The sequence below is a fragment of the Streptomyces sp. NPDC047982 genome (assembly GCF_043204165.1).
GTDB lineage: Bacteria > Actinomycetota > Actinomycetes > Streptomycetales > Streptomycetaceae > Streptomyces.
The window spans coordinates 1-24378 of record NZ_JBIDBS010000009.1 but is presented as its reverse complement, the minus strand read 5'-3'; the positions used below and the strand labels follow the sequence as shown (position 1 = coordinate 24378).

Annotated in this window: 17 protein-coding genes; 7 read left to right on the top strand and 10 right to left on the bottom strand. The window is 72.9% G+C overall.

Going from position 1 to position 24378, the window contains the following annotated elements; translation table 11 throughout:
• The first annotated feature begins 182 nt into the window (after positions 1 to 182).
• Complete coding sequence (locus ACGF2V_RS13360; protein ID WP_362621944.1) at positions 183 to 932, top strand: polysaccharide deacetylase family protein; 750 nt, start codon at positions 183 to 185, stop codon at positions 930 to 932.
• Between the two features lie 184 nt (positions 933 to 1116).
• Here ACGF2V_RS13360 and ACGF2V_RS13355 read toward each other — a convergent pair whose 3' ends face one another.
• Positions 1117 to 1254 (bottom strand): hypothetical protein, encoded by a 138-nt coding sequence (locus ACGF2V_RS13355; protein WP_362705400.1) that lies wholly within the window; start codon positions 1252 to 1254, stop codon positions 1117 to 1119.
• Between the two features lie 343 nt (positions 1255 to 1597).
• On the opposite strand from ACGF2V_RS13355, the gene ACGF2V_RS13350 reads away from it, so the two are divergent.
• The 5 genes from ACGF2V_RS13350 (at position 1598) to ACGF2V_RS13330 (ending at position 8821) form a co-directional block, all read left to right on the top strand.
• A complete protein-coding gene (locus ACGF2V_RS13350) occupies positions 1598 to 1807 on the top strand; it encodes a hypothetical protein (RefSeq protein ID WP_362705402.1) in 210 nt (69 codons plus the stop codon).
• Between the two features lie 249 nt (positions 1808 to 2056).
• Positions 2057 to 2749, top strand: coding sequence for a spermidine synthase (locus ACGF2V_RS13345; protein ID WP_362629509.1), 693 nt, complete (start codon positions 2057 to 2059; stop codon positions 2747 to 2749).
• A gap of 221 nt (positions 2750 to 2970) precedes the next feature.
• Positions 2971 to 3708, top strand: a complete 738-nt coding sequence (locus tag ACGF2V_RS13340; protein WP_362705405.1) for a response regulator transcription factor — start codon at positions 2971 to 2973, stop codon at positions 3706 to 3708.
• Positions 3705 to 4784, top strand: a complete 1080-nt coding sequence (locus ACGF2V_RS13335; RefSeq protein WP_362629515.1) for an ATP-binding protein — start codon at positions 3705 to 3707, stop codon at positions 4782 to 4784. The genes ACGF2V_RS13340 and ACGF2V_RS13335 overlap by 4 nt, the downstream gene beginning before the upstream one ends.
• 257 nt (positions 4785 to 5041) lie before the next feature.
• The gene (locus ACGF2V_RS13330) at positions 5042 to 8821 is read left to right on the top strand and encodes a multifunctional oxoglutarate decarboxylase/oxoglutarate dehydrogenase thiamine pyrophosphate-binding subunit/dihydrolipoyllysine-residue succinyltransferase subunit (protein ID WP_362629518.1); all 3780 of its coding nucleotides are present in this window, start codon (positions 5042 to 5044) and stop codon (positions 8819 to 8821) included.
• Positions 8822 to 8924: 103 nt separating this feature from the next.
• On the opposite strand, the gene fxsT is transcribed toward ACGF2V_RS13330, so the two are convergent.
• From fxsT to ACGF2V_RS13290, 8 genes are all read right to left on the bottom strand, one after another.
• Positions 8925 to 11918, bottom strand: coding sequence for an FxSxx-COOH system tetratricopeptide repeat protein (fxsT, locus tag ACGF2V_RS13325; protein ID WP_362705407.1), 2994 nt, complete (start codon positions 11916 to 11918; stop codon positions 8925 to 8927).
• 69 nt (positions 11919 to 11987) lie between these two features.
• Entirely contained in the window at positions 11988 to 13391 is a 1404-nt protein-coding gene (locus ACGF2V_RS13320; RefSeq protein WP_362705410.1) for an aKG-HExxH-type peptide beta-hydroxylase, read from the bottom strand.
• Positions 13388 to 14599 (bottom strand): FxsB family cyclophane-forming radical SAM/SPASM peptide maturase, encoded by a 1212-nt coding sequence (locus tag ACGF2V_RS13315; protein WP_362705446.1) that lies wholly within the window; start codon positions 14597 to 14599, stop codon positions 13388 to 13390. The genes ACGF2V_RS13320 and ACGF2V_RS13315 overlap by 4 nt, the downstream gene beginning before the upstream one ends.
• Positions 14600 to 14791: 192 nt before the next feature.
• A complete protein-coding gene (gene fxsA, locus ACGF2V_RS13310) occupies positions 14792 to 14977 on the bottom strand; it encodes an FxSxx-COOH cyclophane-containing RiPP peptide (protein ID WP_362629526.1) in 186 nt (61 codons plus the stop codon).
• Positions 14978 to 15548: 571 nt separating this feature from the next.
• Entirely contained in the window at positions 15549 to 19052 is a 3504-nt protein-coding gene (locus tag ACGF2V_RS13305; protein ID WP_392912092.1) for an SAV_2336 N-terminal domain-related protein, read from the bottom strand.
• A 149-nt stretch (positions 19053 to 19201) separates the two neighbouring features.
• On the bottom strand, positions 19202 to 20284 hold the full coding sequence (locus ACGF2V_RS13300; protein ID WP_362705416.1) for a MoxR family ATPase: 1083 nt from the start codon (positions 20282 to 20284) through the stop codon (positions 19202 to 19204).
• Between the two features lie 127 nt (positions 20285 to 20411).
• Positions 20412 to 22565 (bottom strand): trypsin-like peptidase domain-containing protein, encoded by a 2154-nt coding sequence (locus ACGF2V_RS13295; RefSeq protein WP_362705419.1) that lies wholly within the window; start codon positions 22563 to 22565, stop codon positions 20412 to 20414.
• Positions 22562 to 23068 carry a CU044_2847 family protein gene (locus tag ACGF2V_RS13290; protein WP_362629539.1) on the bottom strand — a complete coding sequence of 169 codons (507 nt, stop codon included), beginning with the start codon at positions 23066 to 23068 and terminating at the stop codon, positions 22562 to 22564. Before ACGF2V_RS13290 ends, ACGF2V_RS13295 begins: the two co-directional genes overlap by 4 nt.
• 186 nt (positions 23069 to 23254) lie before the next feature.
• On the opposite strand from ACGF2V_RS13290, the gene ACGF2V_RS13285 reads away from it, so the two are divergent.
• Positions 23255 to 23437: a DUF6104 family protein gene (locus ACGF2V_RS13285; RefSeq protein WP_128381182.1), complete on the top strand. Its 183-nt coding sequence runs from the start codon at positions 23255 to 23257 to the stop codon at positions 23435 to 23437.
• 755 nt (positions 23438 to 24192) lie between these two features.
• On the opposite strand, the gene ACGF2V_RS13280 is transcribed toward ACGF2V_RS13285, so the two are convergent.
• Positions 24193 to 24378, bottom strand: a 186-nt coding sequence (locus ACGF2V_RS13280; protein ID WP_362618974.1) for a zinc ribbon domain-containing protein, incomplete at its 5' end; no start/stop codon positions are given.

Below are 24378 nucleotides of genomic sequence, written 5' to 3'. Positions count from 1 at the left end.
GCACCGCCCCCTACCGCCCCCGGCCGCGCCCCTGGTGATCAACCGTCACCGGGGGCTCGGCCTTTTCCGCGCCTCCCCCGCCCCCGTATACACACGACGTATACACCATATGTATAGTCCTTTCGGCCGCGCATCGTGTGCCCGGCCGAGCCGTGGAGGAGTGACCCGCCTTGTTCTTAAAGATGAAGTCGACCGGTACGGGGTTGACCGCCGCCCTTGTGACGGCACTCACCCTGACGCTCACCGGCTGCTCGGACACCACCGCGCCCGCGGACGCCCGCGCCGACGCGGGCTCCGACGCCAAGGGCTCCTTCGGCCGCGTGGACTGCCGAAAGGCGAAGTGCATAGCCCTGACCTTCGACGCGGGGCCGGGCGAGGACACGCCGCACCTGCTGGACATCCTCAAGGAGAAGAAGGTGCCCGCGACCTTCTTCCTGCTGGGCAAGCACCACGTCAAGAAGCACCCGGACACCGTGCGCAGGATCGCCGCCGAGGGCCACGAGGTGGCCAACCACACCTGGACGCACAAGATCCTGACGGAGCAGAAGCCGGCCCGAATACGGACGGAGCTGGAGAAGACCCAGAACGCGATAGCCGGGATAACCGGCAGGCAGCCACGCCTGATGCGTCCGCCGCAGGGCCGCACCGACGACACCGTCTCAAAGATCAGCAAGGAGCTGGGGCTGGCTCAGGTGCTGTGGAGCGCCACCGCCAAGGACTACTCCACGACCGACTCGGCGCTGATCGAGAGGCGCATCCTGGACCAGGCGAGCAAGGACGGCATCATCCTGCTGCACGACATCTACGAGGGAACGGTGCCCGCCGTGCCCGGCATCGTCGACACGCTGAAGAAGCGGGGCTACACCTTCGTCACCGTTCCCCAGCTCATGGCTCCCGCCGAGCCGGTCCCGGGGACGGTCTACCGCCCCTGACCGGCGTCCGGCCCCCGGTCCCGCCCCGGTACGGCTGCTCCGCGGGCGCCCGCCGCCGAGCGGGGACAACCCCCGCGGCGCCCCGTATACGCACCCGGCGGAACGGCCCGCCCACCCGTCGCCGGGAGGGCGGGCCGTCCGTACCGGCCGCGTACGTGCCGCCACGTCCGTCACGCCGTGGCGGCTACGCCGCGGCCGGGATCCTCTCCTCGGGCCGGGCGGCGGAGGCGGGCGCGAGGGCGATCTCCAGCACCTGGCGGACGTCCGTCACCGGGTGGGACCTCCAGCGCGTCCGGGACCCCGGAGTCAGGTTGAGCTGCATCGACTCAATGCTTCTGAGCCCGCCATTGTTCCCCGCTCGGTGTTCGCCGTGAGCGATCAGACGGGCCGCCGTCCGGCGCCACCCGCGGCGCACGTGGCCGCGCTCGGCGTCCTCGCCGCGTCTTCCGACTGGCGGGCGCACTGGACTGCAAGGTGCTCGACCGCCCCTCGATTGCTCCGAGGGAGACCCGGTCACTCCCCGGGGGCATCCGGTCGGCACACCTCCCAGGAGTTCCGCGACCGCGTGACCGGTCCGGGCGACCCCTCGCACCGACAGGCCCGTTGGCGGGTGCCCCTCGCGGCCTGAGAGGATCCCGGAACCATACGGATACGCAGGGGGAAGCATGGCTGTTCTGGTACTGGTCGGGATCCTGCTGTTCGCCGTCGGCGGGTGCGTGTGCGTCGTGTGGGCGGACCGCGGCGGACCGCGTTGGGTCCGCGCCGTGGCACACGTGACGCTTGCCGCGGGCGAGTTGGTACGCCGCTCCCAGAAGGGCGGCCGGCGCGGGGGGCTGAGCCAGGGCGACGACGACGGCGGTGGCGGTGGCGACTGAGCGGAGGGACGGAGGTCACCGGCTCCGACCCGGGCCCGGGCCGCCCGGGCCGCGCTCACCGCGATCCCCCGCTCCCGTGCCGCGCGGCAGCGGCCGGCGGACCACGCCCAGCAGCAGCGCCAGTGGGTGCACGCGACCCCGGACCCGCACGGCGACACCCGGACCGGACCGGCGGCCGGGTGGCCGCGGGCCGTGCCGACCGGCCAGGATGGCGGGGACCCCGTCCGTCCTCCACCGGAGATCCGCACCATGCCCGACACCCTCGGCCCCGACATCCACGCCCCCGTCACGCTCGACCGCCGCGAAGGCCCGTACGGCGAGGTGGTGCTGCGGGGACGCGGCGACGACTTCGAGATCATCGCCAACGGGTGCTTCCTCATGGACACCTCGGACGGACGTTCCGAGCGACTGCTGATCGACGCCGCGCTGGCCGCGCTGCCCGCCGACCGCCCGGACCCCGCGGTGCTCATCGGCGGGCTCGGCGTCGGCTTCTCGCTCGTCCGGGCCGCCGCCGAACCACGCTGGGGGCGGATCGCCGTCGTCGAGCGGGAGCAGGCGATCGTGGACTGGCACCTGAAGGGCCCGCTGGCCCGTATCTCCGGCGGGGCGCTCGCCGATCCGCGGACCGAGATCCTGACGCGGGACCTCGTCGCGTACCTCCGGACGACTACGGACCGTTATGACGCGCTGTGCCTGGACATCGACAACGGACCGGACTGGACGGTCACCGAGGACAACACGAGCCTGTACTCCCCCGCCGGTCTGGCGGACTGCCGGGAGCGGCTGACGCCGGGCGGAGTGCTCGCGGTGTGGTCCGCCCAGCCTTCCGCCGACTTCGAACAGGCCCTGCGGAATGCCGGATTCAGCGGTGTACGTACGGAAGAGGTCCGCGTTGCCCGAGGTGTTCCCGACGTGGTGCATCTCGCGATCCGGACGGTCTGAGGAACTCACCGGTCCCGCTCGGCCCCGGACACCCGGGGGTCAAGCATCACAAGGCCGACACTCCGCCACTCCGCCCCGCCCCGGCCGTTACACCCTGCGTAGCCGAGAACCGCCCGCTGCCTTTACGCTGCTGACCGGTGACGGGATCACCCACGAAATCCACTGGCGAAGACCGCGCGTCCCGGGGAATGACCCCCGTGAGGACGGGCAGGGGCGGGGCGATGGAACACACACACACCACCCACAACGGCGTCGCGGCCACCCCGGGCGCTCAGCGCCGGGTGCTGGTGGTCGAGGACGACGCCACGATCGTCGAAGCCATTTCCGCCCGGCTGCGGGCCGAGGGCTTCCTGGTGCAGACGGCGCTCGACGGGCCCGCGGCCGTGGACGCGGCCGAGGCGTGGCAGCCCGATCTCATGGTCCTCGACGTCATGCTCCCCGGTTTCGACGGCCTGGAGGTCTGCCGCCGGGTGCAGGCCCAGCGGCCGGTGCCGGTGCTGATGCTGACCGCCAGGGACGACGAGACCGACATGCTGGTCGGGCTCGGCGTCGGCGCCGACGACTACATGACCAAGCCGTTCTCGATGCGCGAGCTCGCGGCCCGGGTGCACGTCCTGCTGCGCCGGGTCGAGCGGGCGGCGCTTGCCGCGGTCACGCCGCGCAGCGGCATCCTGCGGCTCGGCGAGCTGGAGATCGACCACGCGCAGCGCCGGGTCCGGGTGCGCACCGAGGACGTCCACCTCACACCGACCGAGTTCGACCTGCTTGTGTGCCTGGCGAACACACCGCGCGCGGTGCTCTCCCGGGAGCAGTTGCTGGCCGAGGTCTGGGACTGGGCGGACGCCTCCGGCACCCGTACCGTCGACAGCCACATCAAGGCGCTGCGCCGGAAGATCGGCGCGGAGCGGATCCGTACCGTGCACGGTGTCGGCTACGCCCTGGAGACCCCGGCCCCATGACCCGGCCCGGTTCCGGACTGCGCCCCTTCTCGATCAAGGCCAAGCTGGGCACGCTCGTGGTGGTCTCGGTGTTCATCACCACCGGGCTGCTGATGGTGGCCCTGCGGACCAGGACCGAGCTCCGGTTCATCACGGTGTTCTCCGTGATCGCGACCTTGTTGATCACCCAGTTCGTGGCCCACGGCCTGACGGCGCCGCTGGACGAGATGACGACCGTGGCCCGGTCGATCTCGCACGGCGACTACACCAGACGGGTGAGCGGCGCCGGCCGGCGCGACGAGCTCGGCGACCTGGCGCAGACGATCAACCGCATGGCGGACGACCTGGAGGCCGTCGACCGGCACCGCAAGGAACTGGTGGCGAACGTCTCGCACGAGTTGCGCACGCCGATCGCGGCGTTGCGGGCGGTGCTGGAGAACGTCGTGGACGGGGTGTCCTCGGCCGATCCGGAGACGATGCGTACGGCGCTGAAGCAGACCGAGCGGCTCGGCAGGCTGGTGGAGACGCTGCTGGACCTGTCCCGGCTGGACAACGGAGTGGTCACGCTGAAGGCGAGCCGCTTCGAGGTGTGGCCGTATCTGTCGGGGGTGCTGAAGGAGGCGAACAGCTTCGCCGCCGCGCACGGCCGACTGTCCTCCGGTTCCGGGCGCCACGGCCGCAAGGACGTGGCCCTGGCCCTGGACGTGTCGCCGCCCGAGCTGACCGCGTACGCGGACACGGAACGGCTGCACCAGGTGGTGGCCAATCTGATCGACAACGCTGTCAAGCACAGCCCGCCGCACGGCCGGGTCCAGGTGCGGGCCCGGCGCGGCGAGGGACCGGAGTCCCTGGACCTGGAGGTGCTGGACGAGGGACCGGGCATCCCGGAGTCGGAGCGGTACCGCGTCTTCGAGCGTTTCAACCGCGGCGAGGTCTCCTCGCCGCACGGCCCCGGAAGCGACGGCGGTACGGGGCTGGGCCTGGCGATCGCCCGCTGGGCGGTGGATCTGCACGGCGGGCGCATCGGAGTGGCCGAATCCGCTCGCGGATGCCGCATTCGCGTCACCCTTCCAGGGGTACAAACGCCACGAGGTTGACATATGGTTCGAACCGGAAGGGCGCGTTCTGTGCGCTCCCTTTCAGGGGTACGGTCCAGGGGGCCGTAGCCGCGGCCCTGCGTACCCGTAGTGCAGCGGAACCAGGTTCGTTTCCCGCCAATCCCTGCGCCGAAACCCGCCTTTCGATGTGACTTGCGCGACGAAGGGCGGCCCGGCCTGCATGGAGCGGCCCCGGAGGCGTAGCCTTGTTTTCCGCTGTCCATCACCTTGTGAAGCGGAAGAGGGCGGTTGCCGCCGTGTCGTCTCAGTCCCCCAGTAACTCGAGCATCTCGACCGATCAAGCCGCCCCGGGTACCGACCCGGCCGCCGCTTTCGGCCCCAACGAGTGGCTCGTCGACGAGATCTACCAGCAGTACCTCCAGGACCCGAATTCGGTCGATCGTGCCTGGTGGGACTTCTTCGCCGACTACAAGCCGGGCGCGTCCGGCACGGCGGACAAGCCCGTTCCCGGCATCCCGGCCGCCACCGCACCGGCCGCCGCACCTCAGGCCGCCCCGGCCCCGGCTCCCGCCGCGAAGGCTCCGGCAGCCCCCCCGGCCCCGGCTCCCGCGCCGACCGCCCCGCCCGCGCCCGCGAAGGCCGCCCCGGCCCCTGTCGCGAAGGCCCCGGCCAAGCCGGCCGCCGCGCCGGCCACCGAGGCCCCCGAAGGCCCGGAGTACGTGACGCTGCGCGGCCCGTCGGCCGCCGTCGCGAAGAACATGAACGCCTCGCTGGAGCTGCCGACGGCCACGTCCGTGCGCGCCGTCCCGGTGAAGCTGCTCTTCGACAACCGCATCGTCATCAACAACCACCTCAAGCGCGCCCGGGGCGGGAAGATCTCCTTCACGCACCTCATCGGGTACGCGATGGTGCAGGCCCTCAAGGCCATGCCGTCGATGAACCACTCCTTCACGGTGAAGGACGGCAAGCCGACCCTGGTCAAGCCCGAGCACGTCAACCTCGGTCTGGCGATCGACCTGGTCAAGCCGAACGGCGACCGCCAGCTCGTCGTCGCGGCCATCAAGAAGGCCGAGACGCTCAACTTCTTCGAGTTCTGGCAGGCGTACGAGGACATCGTCCGCCGCGCCCGCAGCGGCAAGCTCGGCATGGACGACTTCACCGGCGTCACCGCCTCCCTGACCAACCCCGGCGGCATCGGCACCGTCCACTCGGTGCCCCGCCTGATGCCCGGACAGGGCCTCATCATGGGCGTCGGCGCGATGGAGTACCCGGCCGAGTTCCAGGGCACCTCCCAGGACACCCTGAACAAGCTGGGCATCTCCAAGGTCATGACCCTGACCTCGACGTACGACCACCGCGTCATCCAGGGCGCCGCGTCCGGCGAGTTCCTGCGCATCGTCTCCCAGCTCCTGCTCGGCGAGAGCGACTTCTACGACGAGATCTTCAAGTCGCTGCGCATCCCCTACGAGCCGGTCCGCTGGCTCAAGGACATCGACGCCTCGCACGACAACGACGTGACCAAGGCGGCGCGGGTCTTCGAGCTGATCCACTCCTACCGGGTCCGCGGCCACGTCATGGCCGACACCGACCCGCTGGAGTACCGCCAGCGCAAGCACCCCGACCTGGACATCACCGAGCACGGCCTCACCCTGTGGGACCTGGAGCGGGACTTCGCGGTCGGCGGTTTCGCCGGCAAGTCGCTGATGAAGCTCCGCGACATCCTCGGTGTGCTGCGCGAGTCGTACTGCCGCACCACCGGCATCGAGTTCATGCACATCCAGGACCCGAAGCAGCGCAAGTGGATCCAGGACCGGGTCGAGCGCACGAGCACTCCGCAGCCGGAGCGCGAGGAGCAGCTGCGCATCCTGCGCCGCCTGAACGCCGCCGAGGCGTTCGAGACGTTCCTGCAGACCAAGTACGTCGGTCAGAAGCGGTTCTCGCTGGAGGGCGGCGAGTCCGTCATCCCGCTGCTGGACGCGGTCATCGACTCCGCCGCCGAGGCCCGCCTCGACGAGGTCGTCATCGGCATGGCCCACCGCGGCCGGCTGAACGTGCTGGCGAACATCGTCGGCAAGTCGTACGCACAGATCTTCCGCGAGTTCGAGGGCAACCTCGACCCCCGGTCGATGCACGGCTCCGGCGACGTGAAGTACCACCTGGGCGCCGAGGGCACCTTCACCGGTCTGGACGGCGAGCAGATCAAGGTCTCGCTGGCCGCCAACCCCTCGCACCTGGAGGCGGTGGACCCGGTCCTGGAGGGCATCGTCCGCGCCAAGCAGGACGTCATCAACAAGGGCGGCACGGACTTCACGGTCCTGCCCATCGCGCTCCACGGCGACGCGGCCTTCGCGGGCCAGGGCGTCGTCGCCGAGACGCTCAACATGTCGCAGCTTCGCGGCTACCGCACCGGCGGCACCGTGCACGTGGTGATCAACAACCAGGTCGGCTTCACCGCCGCCCCGGAGTCCTCGCGCTCCTCCATGTACGCCACGGACGTGGCCCGCATGATCGAGGCGCCGATCATCCACGTCAACGGCGACGACCCCGAGGCCGTGGTCCGGGTCGCCCGGATGGCCTTCGAGTTCCGGCAGGCGTTCAACAAGGACGTCGTCATCGACCTCATCTGCTACCGCCGCCGCGGTCACAACGAGGGCGACAACCCGGAGTTCACCAACCCGCAGATGTACACCCTGATCGACAAGAAGCGCTCGGTGCGCAAGCTCTACACCGAGTCCCTCATCGGTCGCGGCGACATCACCCTGGAAGAGGCCGAGCAGGCGCTCCAGGACTTCCAGGGCCAGTTGGAGAAGGTCTTCGCGGAGGTCCGCGAGGCCACCTCGCTCCCGGCTCCGGTGCACACCACCGAGGCGCAGCCCGAGTTCCCGGTCGCCGTGAACACCGCGGTCACCTCGGAGGTCGTGAAGGTCATCGCGGAGTCCCAGGTCGACATCCCCGAGGGGATCACCGTCCACCCGCGCCTGCTCCCGCAGATGCAGCGCCGCGCGGCCTCGGTGGAGAACGGCACGATCGACTGGGGCATGGGCGAAACCCTGGCCATCGGTTCGCTGCTGATGGAGGGCACCCCGGTCCGGCTCGCCGGCCAGGACTCCCGACGCGGCACCTTCGGCCAGCGTCACGCGGTCCTCGTCGACCAGGTGACCGGCGAGGACTACACCCCGCTGCTCTACCTCGCCGACGACCAGGCCCGTTACAACGTCTACGACTCGCTGCTCAGCGAGTACGCGGCGATGGGCTTCGAGTACGGCTACTCGCTGACCCGCCCGGAGTCGCTGGTCATCTGGGAGGCCCAGTTCGGTGACTTCGTCAACGGTGCCCAGACCGTCGTCGACGAATTCATCTCCTCGGCCGAGCAGAAGTGGGGCCAGACCTCCGGCGTCACCCTGCTGCTGCCGCACGGCTACGAGGGTCAGGGCCCGGACCACTCGTCCGCCCGCCCGGAGCGCTTCCTCCAGCTGTGCGCGCAGAACAACATGACGGTGGCCATGCCGACCCTGCCGTCGAACTACTTCCACCTCCTGCGGTGGCAGGTGCACAACCCGCACCACAAGCCGCTGGTCGTCTTCACCCCGAAGTCGATGCTCCGCCTCAAGGCGGCCGCGTCGAAGGCGGAGGAGTTCACCACCGGCGGCTTCCGCCCGGTGATCGGCGACGACACGGTGAAGCCGGAGGAGGTCCGCAAGGTCGTCTTCTGTGCGGGCAAGGTCTACTACGACCTGGAGGCCGAGCGCGCGAAGCGTGGCGTCACGGACACCGCGTTCATCCGCCTGGAGCGCCTGTACCCGCTGCCGGGTGCCGAGATCCAGGCCGAGATCGCCAAGTACCCGAACGCCGAGAAGTACCTCTGGGCGCAGGAGGAGCCGGCGAACCAGGGTGCCTGGCCGTTCATCGCCCTGAACCTGATCGACCACCTGGACCTGGCCGTCGGTGCCGACGTCCCGCACGGTGAGCGCCTGCGCCGCATCTCGCGGCCGCACAGCTCCTCCCCGGCGGTCGGCTCGGCCAAGCGCCACCAGGCCGAGCAGGCGCAGCTGATCGCCGAGGTCTTCGAAGCCTGACCGGCTGTCGTACGGACGAGGGGCCCGGTCCCGCGACTCGATCGCGGGACCGGGCCCCCGGCGTGTGCGTCGGCGCGCCCGGACCGGACCGGACCGGCGTCGTTCAGATCATCTGCGGTTCGAAGTCCCAGTACGGGCGGTTGCGGGAGCGGGCCGAGACCGTGTGGACGTGCTGGGGGCCCAGGGTGGTCTCCAGGTCTCCCAGCGCCTCCGTCTCGACCTTGTCCGCCCGCTGCCGTTCCCGCAGGCCGCGCAGGTCCGCGGCGTGGGCGATCCGGGCGGACAGGGTCAGCGGATGCGTCCGGCCGAGGACCTCCACGGCCCGGGTGACGACCGATTCCGTGAGGGCGGCGGCGGACTCCGGGTCCCCCACCAGGTTGCGCAGCGCCGATGCGTTGATCGCGCAGCCCAGTGTCCAGGGGTGGTTCTCGCCCACGGTCCGGGTGAGGTCGGCGAGCGCTTCCTCCAGGAGGGTGTGCGCGTGGTCCCGCTCCCCCACGTTGCGCAGGATCAGCGCGTGGTTGGCCCGGGTCCCCGCCACATAGGGGTGCTGGTCGCCGAGCATGGCCACGTAGCCGGCGACGACCCGTTCGCTTATGGCCCTGGCCTGGTCGATGTCGGCGTGCTCGCGGGCGAAGAAGCTCTGGCCGGCCGCGAACATCATCGTCAGCGGGTCGTTCTCGCCCAGGACGCGTTCGGCCCGTTCCAGCACCCGGGTGAAGAGTTCCCCGGCCCTGCCGCGGTCCCCCGAACGGTACTGGCAGAGCGCGAGGTTGTGTTCGGCACGCAGGGTCTGCGGGTTGTCCGCCCCCATGACCAGCCGGTGCACCCGTACGCTCTGGTTCTGGAGCGACAGGGCTTCGCCGTACCTGCCGAGCAGCCGCAGGTCGGTGGCGTAGTTGATCTCCGAGTAGAGCGTCCAGCTGTGGCGCGGGCGCAGCAGCCGGCGCCGGGCGTCCAGGGTGTGCCGGTTGAGTTCCAGCGACTCCTCGTACCGGCCCAGCAGGCGCAGCGAGACGGCCAGGTTGTTCTGCGCGTTGAGAGTGCGTGAGTCCTGGGCGCCCAGGAGCTCGCGGTAGGCACCGAGGATCCAGGCGGAGATCTCCATGGCCTCGTCGTAGCGTCCCAGTCCCCTCAGGTCGGCGGCGAGACCACCGGCGGCGCGCAGGTGTTCCAGGTCCTGGGGGCCGCGTTCGGCGCGCAGGTGGTCGACCGCGGCCCGTTCGATGGCCTCCGTCTCCGCGTACTCGCCCACGGCTCGCAGCAGGTTGGCGTAGTGGTACCGGAGGTCCCAGAGCCTGGGATGGTCCTCGCCGAGGAGTTCCCGCCAGGTGTCCATGGCGCGTGCGCCGAGCTTGATGCCGGCCCGGTACTCCCCGGAGAGGTACATGTAGCGCAGGCAGTTGAGCACCAGGGTGTGCACCGCCGGGTCGGTGCTCCTGAGCACGTCGGCCCATTTCAGGTGCGGGGTGAGCTCGGCGTAGGCGGGCCACAGCCGGGTGTCGTTGGGGCGGCCGGGGTCGGCCGCGGCGAGGGCCCGGCGGACCACGTCGATGAACTCCCGGCGGTCCCTCTCCGGCATGTCCTTGCCGATGATCTGGTGGACCATGCGGTGCATGTAGAGGGCTTCGCCGGACGACGCCTCCTCACCGGCCGTCTCATGGGACTCCAGCCGGACCACGGAGTACTGACGGAGCTGGGCGATCGCCCTGTTCCACAGCAACGGGTCGTTCATCAGGCCGGAGAGCTGTTCGGGCAGTTCGCCGGCCGGCATCTCCCTCAGCAGCCGCACGGGGATGGAGCCCGGTGCGAAGAAGCTGCACAGGCGCAGCAGGTCGACGGACTCCGGGACGGTGTCCCGGAGCTTGTTCAGCAGTATCGACCAGGCGGTCTGGAAGGCGAGCGGGAAGTCCGCGGAGACCTTGACGACGTCCTGGTCGATGCCGTCTTCGAGGAGTCCGATGTACTCCTGCACCGACATGTCGGAGTCGCCCAGCCAGCCGGCGGTCTGGTCGAGGAGCAGCGGCAGGTCCTCCAGTGCCTCGGCGAGTTGGTCGGCCTCGGCCGGGGTCAGGCGCGGGGCGCGGCGGCGGATGAACGCGACCGACTCGTCGCGGGCGTAGACGGGGACCTCGACGAGGTTGCTGTTGTGCTCGCGCCACTCCGGGTTGCGGGAGGTGATCAGGACGTGGCCGGGGCCGGTCGGCAGCAGGTCCCAGATGTGTTCGGGTTCGTCGGCGCCGTCCAGGACGAGGAGCCAGTGGGAGTACGGTTCGCCGCGGCGCAGGGCGTCGCGTACCGCGCGCAGCCGCTCGCCGTACTCGGCGCCCGTGGACAGGCCTAGTTCGGGGGCGAGTTCGGCGAGTTTCTGGCGGTAGAGGGCGCGGCGGTCGGCGGGCACCCACCAGACGGCGTCGTACTCGGAGCTGAAGCGGTAGACGTACTCGGCCGCCAACTGGGTCTTGCCGACGCCGGGCATGCCGTGCAGCGTCACGACCCCCGCGCCGGGTCCGGCGTCCTGGAGGGTCCGGTACGTCCTGCTGAGGAGTTCGTCGCGGCCGGTGAACCGGGTGTTGCGCCGCGGCACCCCGCCCCACACCTCCGGGGTGTCCGCCGGATACCGGGGCCCCGGCCTGGCCTCGACCGCCTCCGGCAGCGGGTCGGTGGGCAGCCCCAGGCGTACGAGGAGCCGTCGTTCGGCCTCGTCGGCGCCGACGTTGGTCAGATCGGCCGCGCCGAAGACCGACGTGGCACCAGGCAACGCGGAGGTGGTCACGCGCACGGCGGCGAAGCGGTCGGGGTCCGGGGCGACGACCTCGCGCAGGGCCCTGTTCCACTCCGCGGTGCTGCGGGGGCCGAGCTGGAAGTACCAGTCGCTGAGGATCAGCAGCACGTCGCCGCGCGACAGCGTCAGATCCCGCAGGGACTCCTCCAGCGCCGCCTCCACCGGGGGGTCCCAGCGCTGTTGGACGACGGTGGCACCACGCCGCTCCAGACGGTCCGCGATCCACGCCGCCCAGGCGCGGTTGAAACCGGCGAAACTGATGGTGACGGCATGCGCCCCGATCGCCCCAACTCCATTACCCGTTGCGGGCATTCGACCATCTCCCTGCCTCGGTACAGGACCTGTCAACATACACCGGAGCCTGAACGCTCCGGCCGGATTTCACGGTGACTCCCACGGATGACGCGGGCCGTTCCTCTGTTGCCATATCACCTTGGCGGTGGCCACGTACGCCTCTGCGCGCGCCGAATGACCCGCGGGAGGCGGACAATCGTCCAGTCGGTGGTAGAGCGAGATCATCTCGTCGACGAGCATGCGGCCCTCGCGGGTCAGCGCCGCCGATGCGGCCAGCACCGGCAGTACGGCCCCGACCTGTTCGCGGCAGCGGGCGTGTTCGGTCCAGGCGAGGTCCCGGTGGGTGACACGGCGGGCTTCGAGCGCGAGCCGCTGCCAGTGGGCGGCGAGCGCGATGTGCGAGTAGGCGCCCTGGAGAAGGCCGTCGAAGGGTCTGGGGTCGGGGCGCCAGGGCGCGAAGTGGCGCGGTGTCGCGTCCTCGTGGTGCAGCGGTACGAGTGCGGCGAGCGCGGACAGTTTGGTGTGCTGGAGTTCGTGGACGAGGGTGGCGGCGAAGTGGGCGGGGGTGGCCGGTCTGCTGCTGAGGACGGCCCCGAACGCGTCGCGCCTGGTGGCGCTGGAGTGTGCCGCTCCCTCGCCCGCGGGTCCCGAGCCGGGCGGTCGGCCGAGCGGCACCAGGCAGCGCAGCAGGACGGCCGTTTCGGTCAGCCGGTGCTCGCCGCCCGTGCGGAGCAGGTACGGCACCCGCGACCAGGACTCGGCCCACGCCTTGCGCTCGTGGTCGTCGAGGTGGGGCGCGGCGCGCAGCCCGTGGTGGCGCAGACCGCCGTGGTCGGTGCGGTACGGGTCGACGTCGTCCAGGGGCACGGGGGCGGCGCCGGGCCGTACGGGGGGCAGGGCGAGGACCGGGAGCCAGCGCGGGTCGGTCGCACCGGTCGTCGCGTCGTGGTGGACATGGATGGCGAGCGACGCGCCCCAGGAGACGTGACGTGCCGTCAACTTTTTTTCATCGAAGGAGAGTTCCACCGGTCCGGACGGCGCGCGCAGGGCTCCCAGGGTAGGGAGGGACAGGAGTTCGTCGTGGGCGGTGAGCCGGGTCGAGAACGCGGTTTTGGCGCGGATCGCCGCCGCTGCGGCCAGGGCACTCAAGTGGTCGAGATCGGCCCGGAGTTCGGCGCCGGGGGCCGGGCTGGAGAGGCCACGCAGGCAGCGTTGCGCCCAGGGGCCGACCAGGGGGTGGAGCAGGACGGCGCGCACGGCGGCCCGGTCGGCGCGTTCCGCCGTCTCCAGCAGTGCCCAGTCCTGCCGCAGCCGGTCGAGGACCCGGCGCGGGCGGATCGCGGCGGGAGCGTCCTCGGCCGCGTCGAGCAGGGCGCGGACGAGGAGCAGCCGACGGGTGTCCTGGTCGCGCGCGAGGGTGTGCAGGGTGCCGGGGTCGCCTTCCGTACGGCCGAGCCGGCGTAACGCGTGGTCCGGGAGTGGGGGGCTCATCGGTGTGCTCCTGCGGTCGCTTCGGACAGCCGGTGCGCGATGTGGCGCACCAGCCGTTCGAGATCGGCACAGTAGACGGACGGGTTGGCGAAGCCGTTGTCCGCGCGGTAGCGGTGTGCGTAGTGGCCGCCGCCGCAGACGGTCAGCAGCGGGCAGGCGCGGCAGGCGGGGGCGAGCGCGTCGGCTCCCGCCTGGCGGGCGGCGACGCCCGGGTGGCGCAGGGCGTCGTCGAAGGTGTGGCGGAAGACGTCGAGACCGGTGGCGGCGGCGGTGTCGTAGGCGGACTTGAGGGAGTCGACCTGTTCGATCGTCCCGTCGGTCTCGACCACGATCGCGTCGACGGGGTCGAGACCGAGGGATTCGGTGGCGCCGGGCAGGCCCAGCAACAGGGCCACGCACTCCTCGAACAGCCGGACCCTGGTCTCGCGCCGCCCGGCCCGCCACCAACGGTCGAAGACGGTGACGAGCCAGTCGCCGTACGGGGTCGGCCGGCCCGGACCGGGGGCGGCGGGGGGCGTTGCGGTGGCGGGCAGGCCCGGTGGGGGGTTCGTCCAGTTGCCGTGCGGCAGCAGCAGGTCGAGGGCCGGCGGGCGCAGGGACAGCAGCGACTCGTACGTCTCGACGGGGTCGGTGCGGGGGTCGACGACGGTGAGGATGCCCGCGTAGGCGTCGGGGTGGCGGTCGGCGAGGAGCCTGGCGCCGCGTGACGCGGCGGGCCAGGAGGGGCGTCCGGCGTGGTCGACGCGCAGGGTGTTGTGGGCGGCCAGACCGCCGTCGAGGCTGATGCCGACGCTGATGCCGTGCCGGGCGAGCACGGCGACGCGGGCGTCGGTGAGCAGGGTGGCGTTGGTCTGCACGGTGGCGTGCACGGAGCAGTCCGCCGGTGTGAGGTCACGGACGCGGTCGGCGAGGGCGGCGAGGCGGTCGGCCCCCGCGAGGAGGGGTTCGCCGCCGTGCAGGACGAGAGCGATGCCGCGCAGCCCGTGGGTCGCCGCGTGTTCGGCGATCCGGTCGGCGGTGCGGTCCAGTACGGCGGGTGCGGCGGCGGCCGGCCGGGTGCGCCAGGTCCGGTCGGGGCCCTCGTAGAGGTAGCAGTAGCGGCAGGCCAGGTTGCACCGGCCGTGCACTTTGACGATGAACTGACGGAACGGGAAGGGCCCTCGGCCCGCCGCGACGGTGTTCGCGCACCGGCCGGGGCACCCCGTCACCTGTCGAGACACTCCGGCACCCCCGTGCTGCGTGGCGCGGGGACGGCCCCCGCTGCCGGCCCGGGACGGGTCCGCCCGCACGGCTGCACGGGCGGACCCGTCCCGGGCCACGACGTCCGGTCCGGCCGGGCCCCGGGCCGGATCCGTGCGGCCGGGACTCCGGCCCGCGAGGCGGCGGGGCGGCCGGACGCCTCAGAAGGCGCTGGTGAATCCCCACAGCGTTTCCCGCGGCTGTCCGGCCCGTCCGCGCAGATCCGCGACCACCTCGCGGAGCACGGGGTGGTCCAGCGTCCGCAGCGCTTCCAGGTCGAGTTCCAGCAGCTCGGGCAGCGCGCCGCCCGGACCACCGGACACCCCCTCGGATGCCGTGTCGTCCATGCCGCGGGGCGTGCCGTCGGCCGTCGGGTCGGACGTCCCGGCGCCGGGCCCCGTGTTTTCCGTCGGCTCGTTCATCATGCCTCCCCGTGTCCCCGTGGTTCCTCGTGTTCCGCGTTCCCTGCGCTTCGTGGTTCCCCGCGTCCGCGTACCCGTGTTCCCGGCGCATGTGCTTGCGCGGCGAACCCGCCGGTGATCCGTTCGTCGCCGAGCGTCCCGTGGAGTCCGTGTTCCCGGGAACGGTGCGGGTGCCCGCGTCGCGGCGGTGTCCCTCCGCCGCGGCTCTCGCCGAGGCGGCCACCCGTCGCCGTCGTACCCCGTTCGTGCCGTCGGCGCCGATGCGGCACGACGTGCCCGCACGGGCTGCTTCTGTACCGATGCCCCGCACGGCCCGGCCTACGCCTTCCTGGGCAGGCCGACGACCGATGTCCGCCGTACGCCGGTCGCGGACGGTGCGAAGGGCGACGGCCGGAGGGCGGCTGTCCCAGTGCTGCGACGGGAAAGGTTTGCCGGGAACCTTTCCGGTCGCAGCCCTGGCGGCGGTCGCCCCAGGGTCGGCGGGCGACCGCCGGGCTCAGCGTTCCAGCTCCGCCAGCCGCGCCGCCGTCTCCTCGCCCGCCGCGCCGCCGCCGTCCGGCAGTCCGCGCCATTGCTGACGGGCCGACCGGTACGCCTCCCGGGCGGCCCGGGGGCGGGCCGCCCTCTCGTACGTCGTCCCGCGCCAGTGGTGGGCCGTGGCACACAACTCGACGGCCTGGCGCCGCTGTTGCGGGTGGGCCGACTCCTCAGCCGCCGTACCGGCCGCCTCGGCCGCGCCCCGGAACGCCTCGGCCGCCTCGTCGAGCCGGGTGGGGCGCCCCAGCACCCGGGCCGCGTCGAGACGGGCCAGGCCCAGTTCCAGCCGGCACTCCGCCGCGGTCAGCGGTTCGGTCGCCTCCCGGGCGGCGAGCCCGAAGAGGTGCTCGGCCTCCCGCAGGTCGACCCGGTCCTCCATGGCGCGGTGCCGCAGCATCAGCGCGCGGGCCAGCATCAGCAGCCGTTCGGCCTGGCGCGCGTCCCCCGCCGCCGTCTCCCTGTGACAGTCGCGCAGCACCCTCACCGCCGAGCCGATGTGCGCCCGCCCGTCCGGCAGGCGGGCCCGGCGCAGCAGGGTGCCTCCCCACTCGGCGAGCAGATCGGCGTGGGCCTGCGAGTCGCGCGGTACGCCGCGCGCGGCGCGGGCGAACCGGTCGGCCGCCTCGACGAGTTCGTCCGGGTCCCCCGTGTGTGCGTAGCGGGCGACGTGCACCCGGGCGGCCCGGGTGAGGAGCGAGGCGCGCACCCGCTGCTCCCGGACGGTTTCCAAGGCGTGCTCGACCAGCGTCGCCGCCTCGTCCGGCTCCGCGCCGGAGCCGAGCAGCGCGTCCACCAGGTCCAGCACGATGCGCGCCTCGGTGCCCAGGGTGTGCCGGCCGTCGCCCTGCCCGAACGCCGTGCGCAGGGAGCGGGCCGCCTGGGCGGCGTACACCTGCGACTGTTCGGTGTCGAGCGTGGCCCGGGAGAGTTTGAGCAGCGTACGGCCGTGCGCCAGCGGCAGGGCGGCGGGCCGGTTCTCCTGGTCGGGCCAGGCGTCGGCGAACGCCTCCAGCATGCCGCACGCGGCCTGGAGCGAGGAGGTGTCACCGTCGAGCCGCCACTGCGCCTCCAGGGCCCGGACCCGTTCCAGGGTGAGTCCGAGGGCCTCGGCCGGTTCCAGTCCCGGGGCCGAGCACGCGGCCGTGTACTCCCGGTCGGCGCGGCGCAGGAGTTCCAGGGCGCCGCGCCGGTCGCCGCGCGCCCGCCGGTCGTCGGCCGCGGCGTGCAACACCTTGGCCAGGGCGGCGCGTTCGTGCAAGGCGCCGGGGTGCGCGGCGGCCCGTTCGGCGGCGTGCTCGGCCTCGCGGAGCAGCTCGGCGTCGCCCTGGACCTCCCACAGGCGCAGGACACAGCGCGCATACTCCGCCCACAGCGCGGGGTCGGCGCCCGGCCCGCTCTCCCGCTCGGTGGCGCCGCGCAGCAGCTGCACGGCGTCGATCAGGTACTGGACCATGCCGTCCGATTCGAAGTGCCGCAGCAGGACGCGGGCGCTCTGCACCGCCGCGTCGGGTGTCCGCGGGACGGCATCGCGCCGGTTCGGGTCGGTGTCGACGACGAACTGCTCGGGCAGCGGCATGAAACGCTCCAGTACGCGGACCGCGACCTCGGCGAACGGGTGGGGGACGCGTGGCCCGTCGCTCCCGCCGTTCTCGTCCCCTTCCACGGCCCCGTCGCCGAACCCGTTCTCCTGTCCGGTCCGGTCCCCGGGCGGTTTCGTGGTGCGGGTGAGCCGCACCGGTCCGTGTCCGCCTTCGCCGAGCTGGGCGAACGCCAGGGCGGGGAAGTTCGGCCCGCCCCTGCCGAACCGCTGCTCGATGTACTGCGAGCAGTGCTTGAGCACGAGCAGCGCCTCGTCCCGGCCGAGCGGGCCCAGCAGCGCCTCGCGGACGCCGGGCGCGAACGCGTACCACTGACCGGCGGCCTCGCCGCCCGTCCCGGTGTCGTTCTCGCCCCTCGCCCGTGACAGCAGTCCGCTCAGCAGCACCTCGGCCAGTTCCGAGGGACCGGAGTTCGGCAGCATGGTGCGCTGCACCAGTTGCATCACCGGCAGATACAGCGGGGCTGCCGCGAGGTACACGGCCAGTTGCCCGGCGGCCGGGGAGGCCGTCGAGCGGAAGCGGCTGACGAGCTGGAGCGAGGACAGCCCGTCGCCGGGGCGCTGCACGGCCGCCGGGGGCTGGTCGGCCCGCACCCAGCCGACGGCACCGGACACCTGTCCCGCGCCGGTGCCCGAGAGCAGCTTCGCCCAGGCTGCCAACGCCCCTTCCACGGGCGGGAGAACGGGTACGGGGAGGGCGCCCGGGTGCACGGCGGGGCCCGCTCCAGCGTGCTCCGTGACCTTGAGGGCGGTGGCGCCGACCGGCCCGTCGCCCCGGGACAGGGAACCGTAGGTCACCGGCAGCCGGGTCCGGTTCCACATCCGCTGCGGCAGGGGCTGGAGCACGGCCGTCGGCCCTTGACCGGCCAGGTGGTGCAGCAGCCGGTGGGCCCGTCCGCTGCGCCAGAGCGGGCCGGCGCAGTCGCTGACCAGGAGGGTGACGCGGCGGCCGGTGGGGTCGCTCAGCCGGTCCGCGGAGCTCAGCGGCGCCGCGGCCGGGTCGGGGCTGCGGCTCACCACGGCGGCCCCGTCCGGCCCCTGGTGCAGATAGCGCGTCCAGACGTCCCGAAAGGCCCCCAACTGCCCGAACAACTGCTGGAGTTCGCCGAAGAGCCGGTCCCACACCAGCATCGACGACGAGGCGTCCATGACGCACTGGAGCAGCGACTCGCCCCGGGACGCGCCACGGAACACCGGAATGATCAGCCCGCCGGCCCGGGCGCTGCGTTCGGCGGTCTCCGTCTCGTCGAGGGTGTGACGCATCGGGGGCGCGGCGGGGCGGTAGCGCTGCAACGGCCGTAACGCCCGCTGGAGTCCGAGGGGCGCGGGAAGGGCGGGCGCGGCGGGCACACCGAGAGTGAGCGTCCTCGTCCGGCCACCGGGAGCGCGAAGGGTTCCGCGCCCGGGCGGGCGGTCGCCGCCGCGGTCCGGGGCGCGGGGCGTGGTGGGAGGCACGGGGTGGAGCGGGACCCGGCGGTCCGCGTCCCCGGGGTCGTGCCGGTCCCCGGGCCCGCCCCCGTCCGGCAGGGGGTGGGCTTCGGTGCGCTCCGGTACGGGCGGGCCGGGACGCCGCTCCGGCCGGTCCTCCCGGTCCGGGCCGACGGGCAGCGCCGGTGCGGCACGGTCGCCGCCGCCGTCCGGCGCGTCCGGGTGGCGTGTCCAGCGGGCCAGCCAGAGGGCGTCGCAGATCTGCTCGGCGTCGGGGTCGAGCCCGGCCCCGCGCAGCCGGGCGACGAACGCGGACAGCAGCCCGCCGCCGCCGTCCGGACGCGGCGCCTCGCCCGGCGGCGACGCACCGCGCGGAAGGGGCACGGCGTCGAACGGTGACGCTCCGTCCGGCTGCGCCTCGCCGTCCGACGACGACATGTCGTGCGGTCGCGACGCCTCGTGTGCCGCCGCGCCCTCGCAGCCCTCCGCCAGGTCATCGAAGCCCTCCGCCGGGCCCCGGGGACCGTCGTCGGGGCCTCGCCCCTCGCTCTGCGGTCCGTGCCGCGCCCCGCCCCCGGACATCGGCATCACCTCGGCCGGTCGAGTCGCTGGATGAGCAGGTCGGCGAGGCGGTCCCGGCTCGCGGGCGCCGCCGCGTCGGTGAGGTAGATCGCGTTCAACAACTGGTCGGTGGCCAGGAGTTCGCTGCGGGAACGCTCCAGGAAGTGGGCGATGAGATCGTCCCCGGCGCGTGCCGCCTCGTCGCCGAGATGGGCACGTACGAAGGTGGCGAGACGCTGGTGGTCGGGGCGTCCCAGCTCCAGGTGGACGCAGCGACGCATCAGGGGCGCCGGGAAGTCCCGTTCGCCGTTGCTGGTGAGGACCACGAACGGGAAGGCCCGGCACTGGACCCGGCCGCCCTTCACCTTCACCTTGTTCCCGTCGTCGTCGAGGACCTCCGCCTCGCCGTCGGGCAGCCGGTCCACGATCCGTTCCAGCTCGGGAATGCCGAACTCGCCCTCCTCCAACACGTTGAGCAGGTCGTTCGGCAGATCGATGTCACTCTTGTCGAGTTCGTCGATGAGCACGACCCGCGGCCGGTCCGAGGGCATGAGCGCGGTCCCGAGCGGACCGAGCCGGATGTAGCTGCCGACGTCCTCCCCCGACCCGGCGCCGGACGCCCCGGCCGCCGCGCGGTGCGCGGCGATCTGCACGTCCTGGAGCCGGGCGATCGCGTCGTAGCGGTACAGCCCGTCCTGGAGCGTCGAGCGGCTGACGACGGGCCAGCGAAGGACCCGTCCCAGCCCCAGTTCGTGGGCGACGGAGTGGGCGAGGGTGCTCTTTCCGGCGCCGGGACTTCCGGTCACCAGCAACGGGCGCCGCAGATAGAGCGCCGCGTTGATCATCTCCAGCTCCTCGGCGCCCGGACGGTGGAGTTCGGCGATGTGCCGGTGGCCGCCCAGACGGCGGTCCGCCGATCCGTCCGGGTCCGATCCGTCCCGTCCGTCCGGCCCGTCCCCGCTTTCTCCGTCACCTCCGCCGCGCCCGTCGGCGACCGGGGCGCCACGGCCCGCGAAGTCCCGCCAGGGCGGCGGGGGCGGCAACCGGTCGATGCCCTCGTGCGGCTCGCCGGCCCCTCGGTAGATGAGCCACTCGCTGGGTTCACTCATAGCGTGTTCCTCGTCGTCACTCGTCCGCCAGGGGCAGCCGTCGAACGTGCTTCACGGTAGCGATCCGGAGCACACCCCGTAAGGGGCCGGGCGGCTCCCGTCACGCCTCCGGAGGGTGGACCACCCCTCACGGCGCCTCGAAGTAGAGTTCCGATCCGGGCAGTTGATGACGCGGGTCGTCATAGAGCAGGGCGACCCCGTCCGACCAGAACGCCTCGGCATGCCCCGCATGCACCCCTCTCCTCAACTCGTGCACCTTCTTCGGAAGCCGGTCGGCCATGCGGGCCTCGGCGACGGCGTCGGCTGCGCGCCGGTGGAAGTCGGTGCAGACCGCGGTCCGTTCGTCCGCCCGGCGCCGCCGCCACAGAGCCAGCCCGTACCCCGCGTCGAGCACCCGTCCCAGGCCGGTCGTGCTCTGCGGGCCGGGCAGGTCGCCGTACCGGCACAACACCGGGACGGTCTCGTACGCCAGTTGGCACATCGCCTCCACCACCGGTACGGGTACCCGCATCCCGTCCTCGCAGTCGACGACGGCGGCCCGCATCGGGGCGGTCATGGCGCGGTTCCAGCGGGCCTCGCGCTCGGCCGGCCCGCCGTCGGTCCGCGCAGCGCCACGGTCCGTCCCGACCATGCCGCCGGCGTTCTCCACCGGGCCCCGGTCGAGGGGGCGGACGACCACCGGGCGGAGCACCCCGAGCGGCCGACCGTCGGGCCGCAGCCGCCATTCGTCGACCCCCAGCCCCATGAGGGCCGGGTCGAGCGCCACGTGGAGACCTGCCGGGTCGTCCGGTTCGTCGCACCGGCGGAACGCCTCCGCGAGCGGGCTCGCGAGGCGGTCGGGCAGTGCGTGCAGCGCGGTGCCCCGGCTGTCCTCGGCGACCGGCCGGAGGTCCCCGGGCCTCGGCACGACCGCGACCCGCCAGTCGTAGAGGTCCGGCTCCCAGTGCCGCGGCTCCAGGCGCAGCAGGACGAACGGGGCGTCGTGCGGCCTGGCCGGTTCGGGCGTCGGCGCGGGCGCACGGGGACGTTCGTGGCCGGTGGCCGGCCGTTCGTTGTGCCGGAGCCCGACGAGTTCATGACGGAACTTGCGGGAGAGGCGGTCGTCCGCCACCCGCTTCACCCATCGCCACAGGGCCGCCTCGGCGTCCGGCGTGGACGGGAGCACGTAGGGGCGTTCGGCCAAGAGGGCGCTCATGCAGTACCTCAGGACCAGTTCCAGCGCGCCGTCACCGCCCGGGGCGTCGTACAGCGTGCCGAGGCCGTCGCGCCAGGCGCGCGGGGCCGCGTGGTGCTCGCGCGGATGGGTGTCCGGAAGCTGGTCCAGGAGGTCGAGGAGGCCGCGGGTGCTGAGCGGCGGCGGGAGTTCGGCGAGCCGTCCGAGCAGGTCGATGCGTTGCTGAGGGCTGAGGGCGAGCCCCGCCCCGGCGCCCAGCTCCCGCTGGAGGTCGGCCCACGTCCGCTCGGTGCCGACCGGGCTGGTGTGCCGGTCGGCGTGGTAGCGGTCGTGGGCGTGGAACACCGCGTGGTACGGGTCGTCGGCCTCGCCGGCCACCGCCCCCGGCGGCACGGGCAGGGTGCGCAGCCGCTCGACGCCGATCGAGGTGCCGCCCGTGGTGCCGTCGGAGCGGGACTTGAGCACGCCGACGACCTCGCCGCGCGCCAGGTCCACCACCGGTCCGCCGGACAGGCCGGGGTACATCCGGTCGCCGTCGAGCCGCATCTGTTCGTCGTCCTCGGCCCAGTCCCCGAACGTGCCCATCACCTGGCACCGCCCGCTGAACCGGGTCAGCTGCCCGGATCCGCCGTCGGTCCAGCCGGTGTAGAGGACCGAGCCGCCGCCGAACATGCCCGCCGGGCGCTCGGTGACGTACACGCAGGGGTGCTCGACGGGGCGCAGCAGGCGGATCAGCGCGAGGTCGGGGGCGGGCCAGCCGCCCGGCGCGACGCCCCGTGTGCCGCCGGGGACGGGTGCCGCGTGCCGGTCCTCGGGCATGGCGGCGACCACGGCGCCTTCGACCGCCGTCTCGGCGCCGCCCGGGTCCGGCTTGAACACCACGCCCACCTGACGCCCCTCCCCCGCCATCGCCACGTGCGCGCACGTGAGAACCCAGCTCGGGGCGACGAAGAAGCCGCTCCCCAGAAAGCCCCGGTCGGACCCGTCAGGGGCATACCCGGGCCCCTGACGGTGGATGCGCACGGTCGCCGCCATCACGAGGCCCGTCAGCGCACGGTACGTGCTCTCGGAACCGCCCCCTGCGCCCCTGCCCGGCGGCTGGGTCATGAGCGGTTTCCGCCGTCCGGCCCGGTGGCGCCCGGATGCACCGGTGCGCCGGTGGACGCACTGGGAGGCGCCCCGCCACCCGTATCCCCTGAGGCCCCTCCCGCTCCCTGCGCGCCACCCTGCGCCGGGCTCGCCGGATCGACGGGCGGGCCCCCGCCGTTCCACGTCAGCGTGACCGTGATCGCGCCCTTGGCCTCACCGTCCGCGAGGAGACCGACGACCTTGCCCGCCTTCGCGGTGAGCTCGATACCGAACTCGACGCTCACCTCGTCGGGCCGCACCGCCCGCAGCGGCTCGGCCAGCGAACGCGCGACGCTGGTCACGACGGCATTGAGGCTCTCGACACGGGCCTGCACCTGCTCTGCGAAGTCCGCGTAACCGATGTCCGTGAACGCCGGGCCCCGCGCCGGTCGTGTCAGCTCCTCCGCCCCCGAGACACGCGCCCAGACCGGTGTGCCGTCCGGCATCTCGATGCGCGTGATGCGAGCCTCGCTCTCGGCCATGAAAACCCCCCGATTTCCCAACTACCCGCAGGCTAACGGCAGTACGCGACCCACGCGAGGTCCATGGACCATGACGCCGGGGCGCCGCCCGACGGTTCTGGCGGGGCTCGCGCCGCTCCCGCGGACCTCCGCCGACAGCGCGCTCCCGGCCGTCGCGGGGCTGTCACCAGGCATTAGGCTTGCCGCATGTACTTCACCGACCGCGGTATCGAGGAACTGGAGAAGCGCCGGGGCGAGGAAGAGATCACTTTCGAGTGGCTCGCCGAGCAGCTTCGTACGTTCGTCGACCTCAATCCCGACTTCGAGGTGCCGGTCGAGCGCCTCGCCACCTGGCTGGCCCGCCTCGACGACGAGGACGACGACGAGTAGGCCGACACGCGAGCGGGGCGGACGGCCGGGACGAGCGACCGGGGCGGACGACCGAGCACGCACGGACGGGGGCGCGTAGTCGGGGACGAGCAGCCGGGCCGCGCCCAACCGCCGGACCGACGCGGGGCGCCGGGCGCCGGGCGCCGGGCGCCGGGGCACTGTTGGGCGTGGACGGCCGATCGGTGCCGGACGGCGTCAGGAGACCGGGCGGACCCGTCCGCCGGAACCCGCCGCACCCTCTGCGTGACGCGCCGGGCCCTTTGGCCTCCCGCCGAACCGGTCGCACGTGAGGCCCGAGTGCCCGCGAGCCATCAGCAGGCCCCGCGCGAAGGCCCGACCGCCGCCGCGGCGCCCCACAGGACGAGCGGCAGCCCCGCCGCCGGTTGGGCGCCGCCCAGCACACGGGCTCCCGGGCCGCATGCGTACCCGGGTGCGGAGAAGGCCGCTCCCGGGTGCGGAGAAGGCCGCTCCCGACCGCGTCGAGCCCGGTCATCACCCTCTCGCGTTGCCACGCGGCTGGCGAGGCAGCGGCCAGAGCCTTGCTTCCGGCTCCTGCGACTCGACTTGTCGGATCGCGCGCCCGTCGGTGTCCGGCTCGAAGTGGAACCAGTCGCCGTCCTCGTCCCAAAAGCAGCGAAGCCGGCGCGTCACTGGTTCACCGCGTCGAAGGGCTCGTCGTGCCAGCGCCAGCCGGCGGTGCCGCCGTCGTCGTGGATGTGCAGCTTGACGCTCTCCCTCCTGAAGGAGGGAGATTCTTACGGCTCGCGCCGTGAGACTTCCTGTTTCATCGCCGACTGCCCGCCCGGAGTTCTCCGTTGAGGTCTTACACCAGCTCCACAGGCCGATACCGCCCGTCCGGCGGCCAGCAGGTTGCGTGCGGCGTTCACGTCCCGGTCGTGGGTCGTGCCGCAGGCGCACGTCCAGGTCCGGACGTGCAGCGG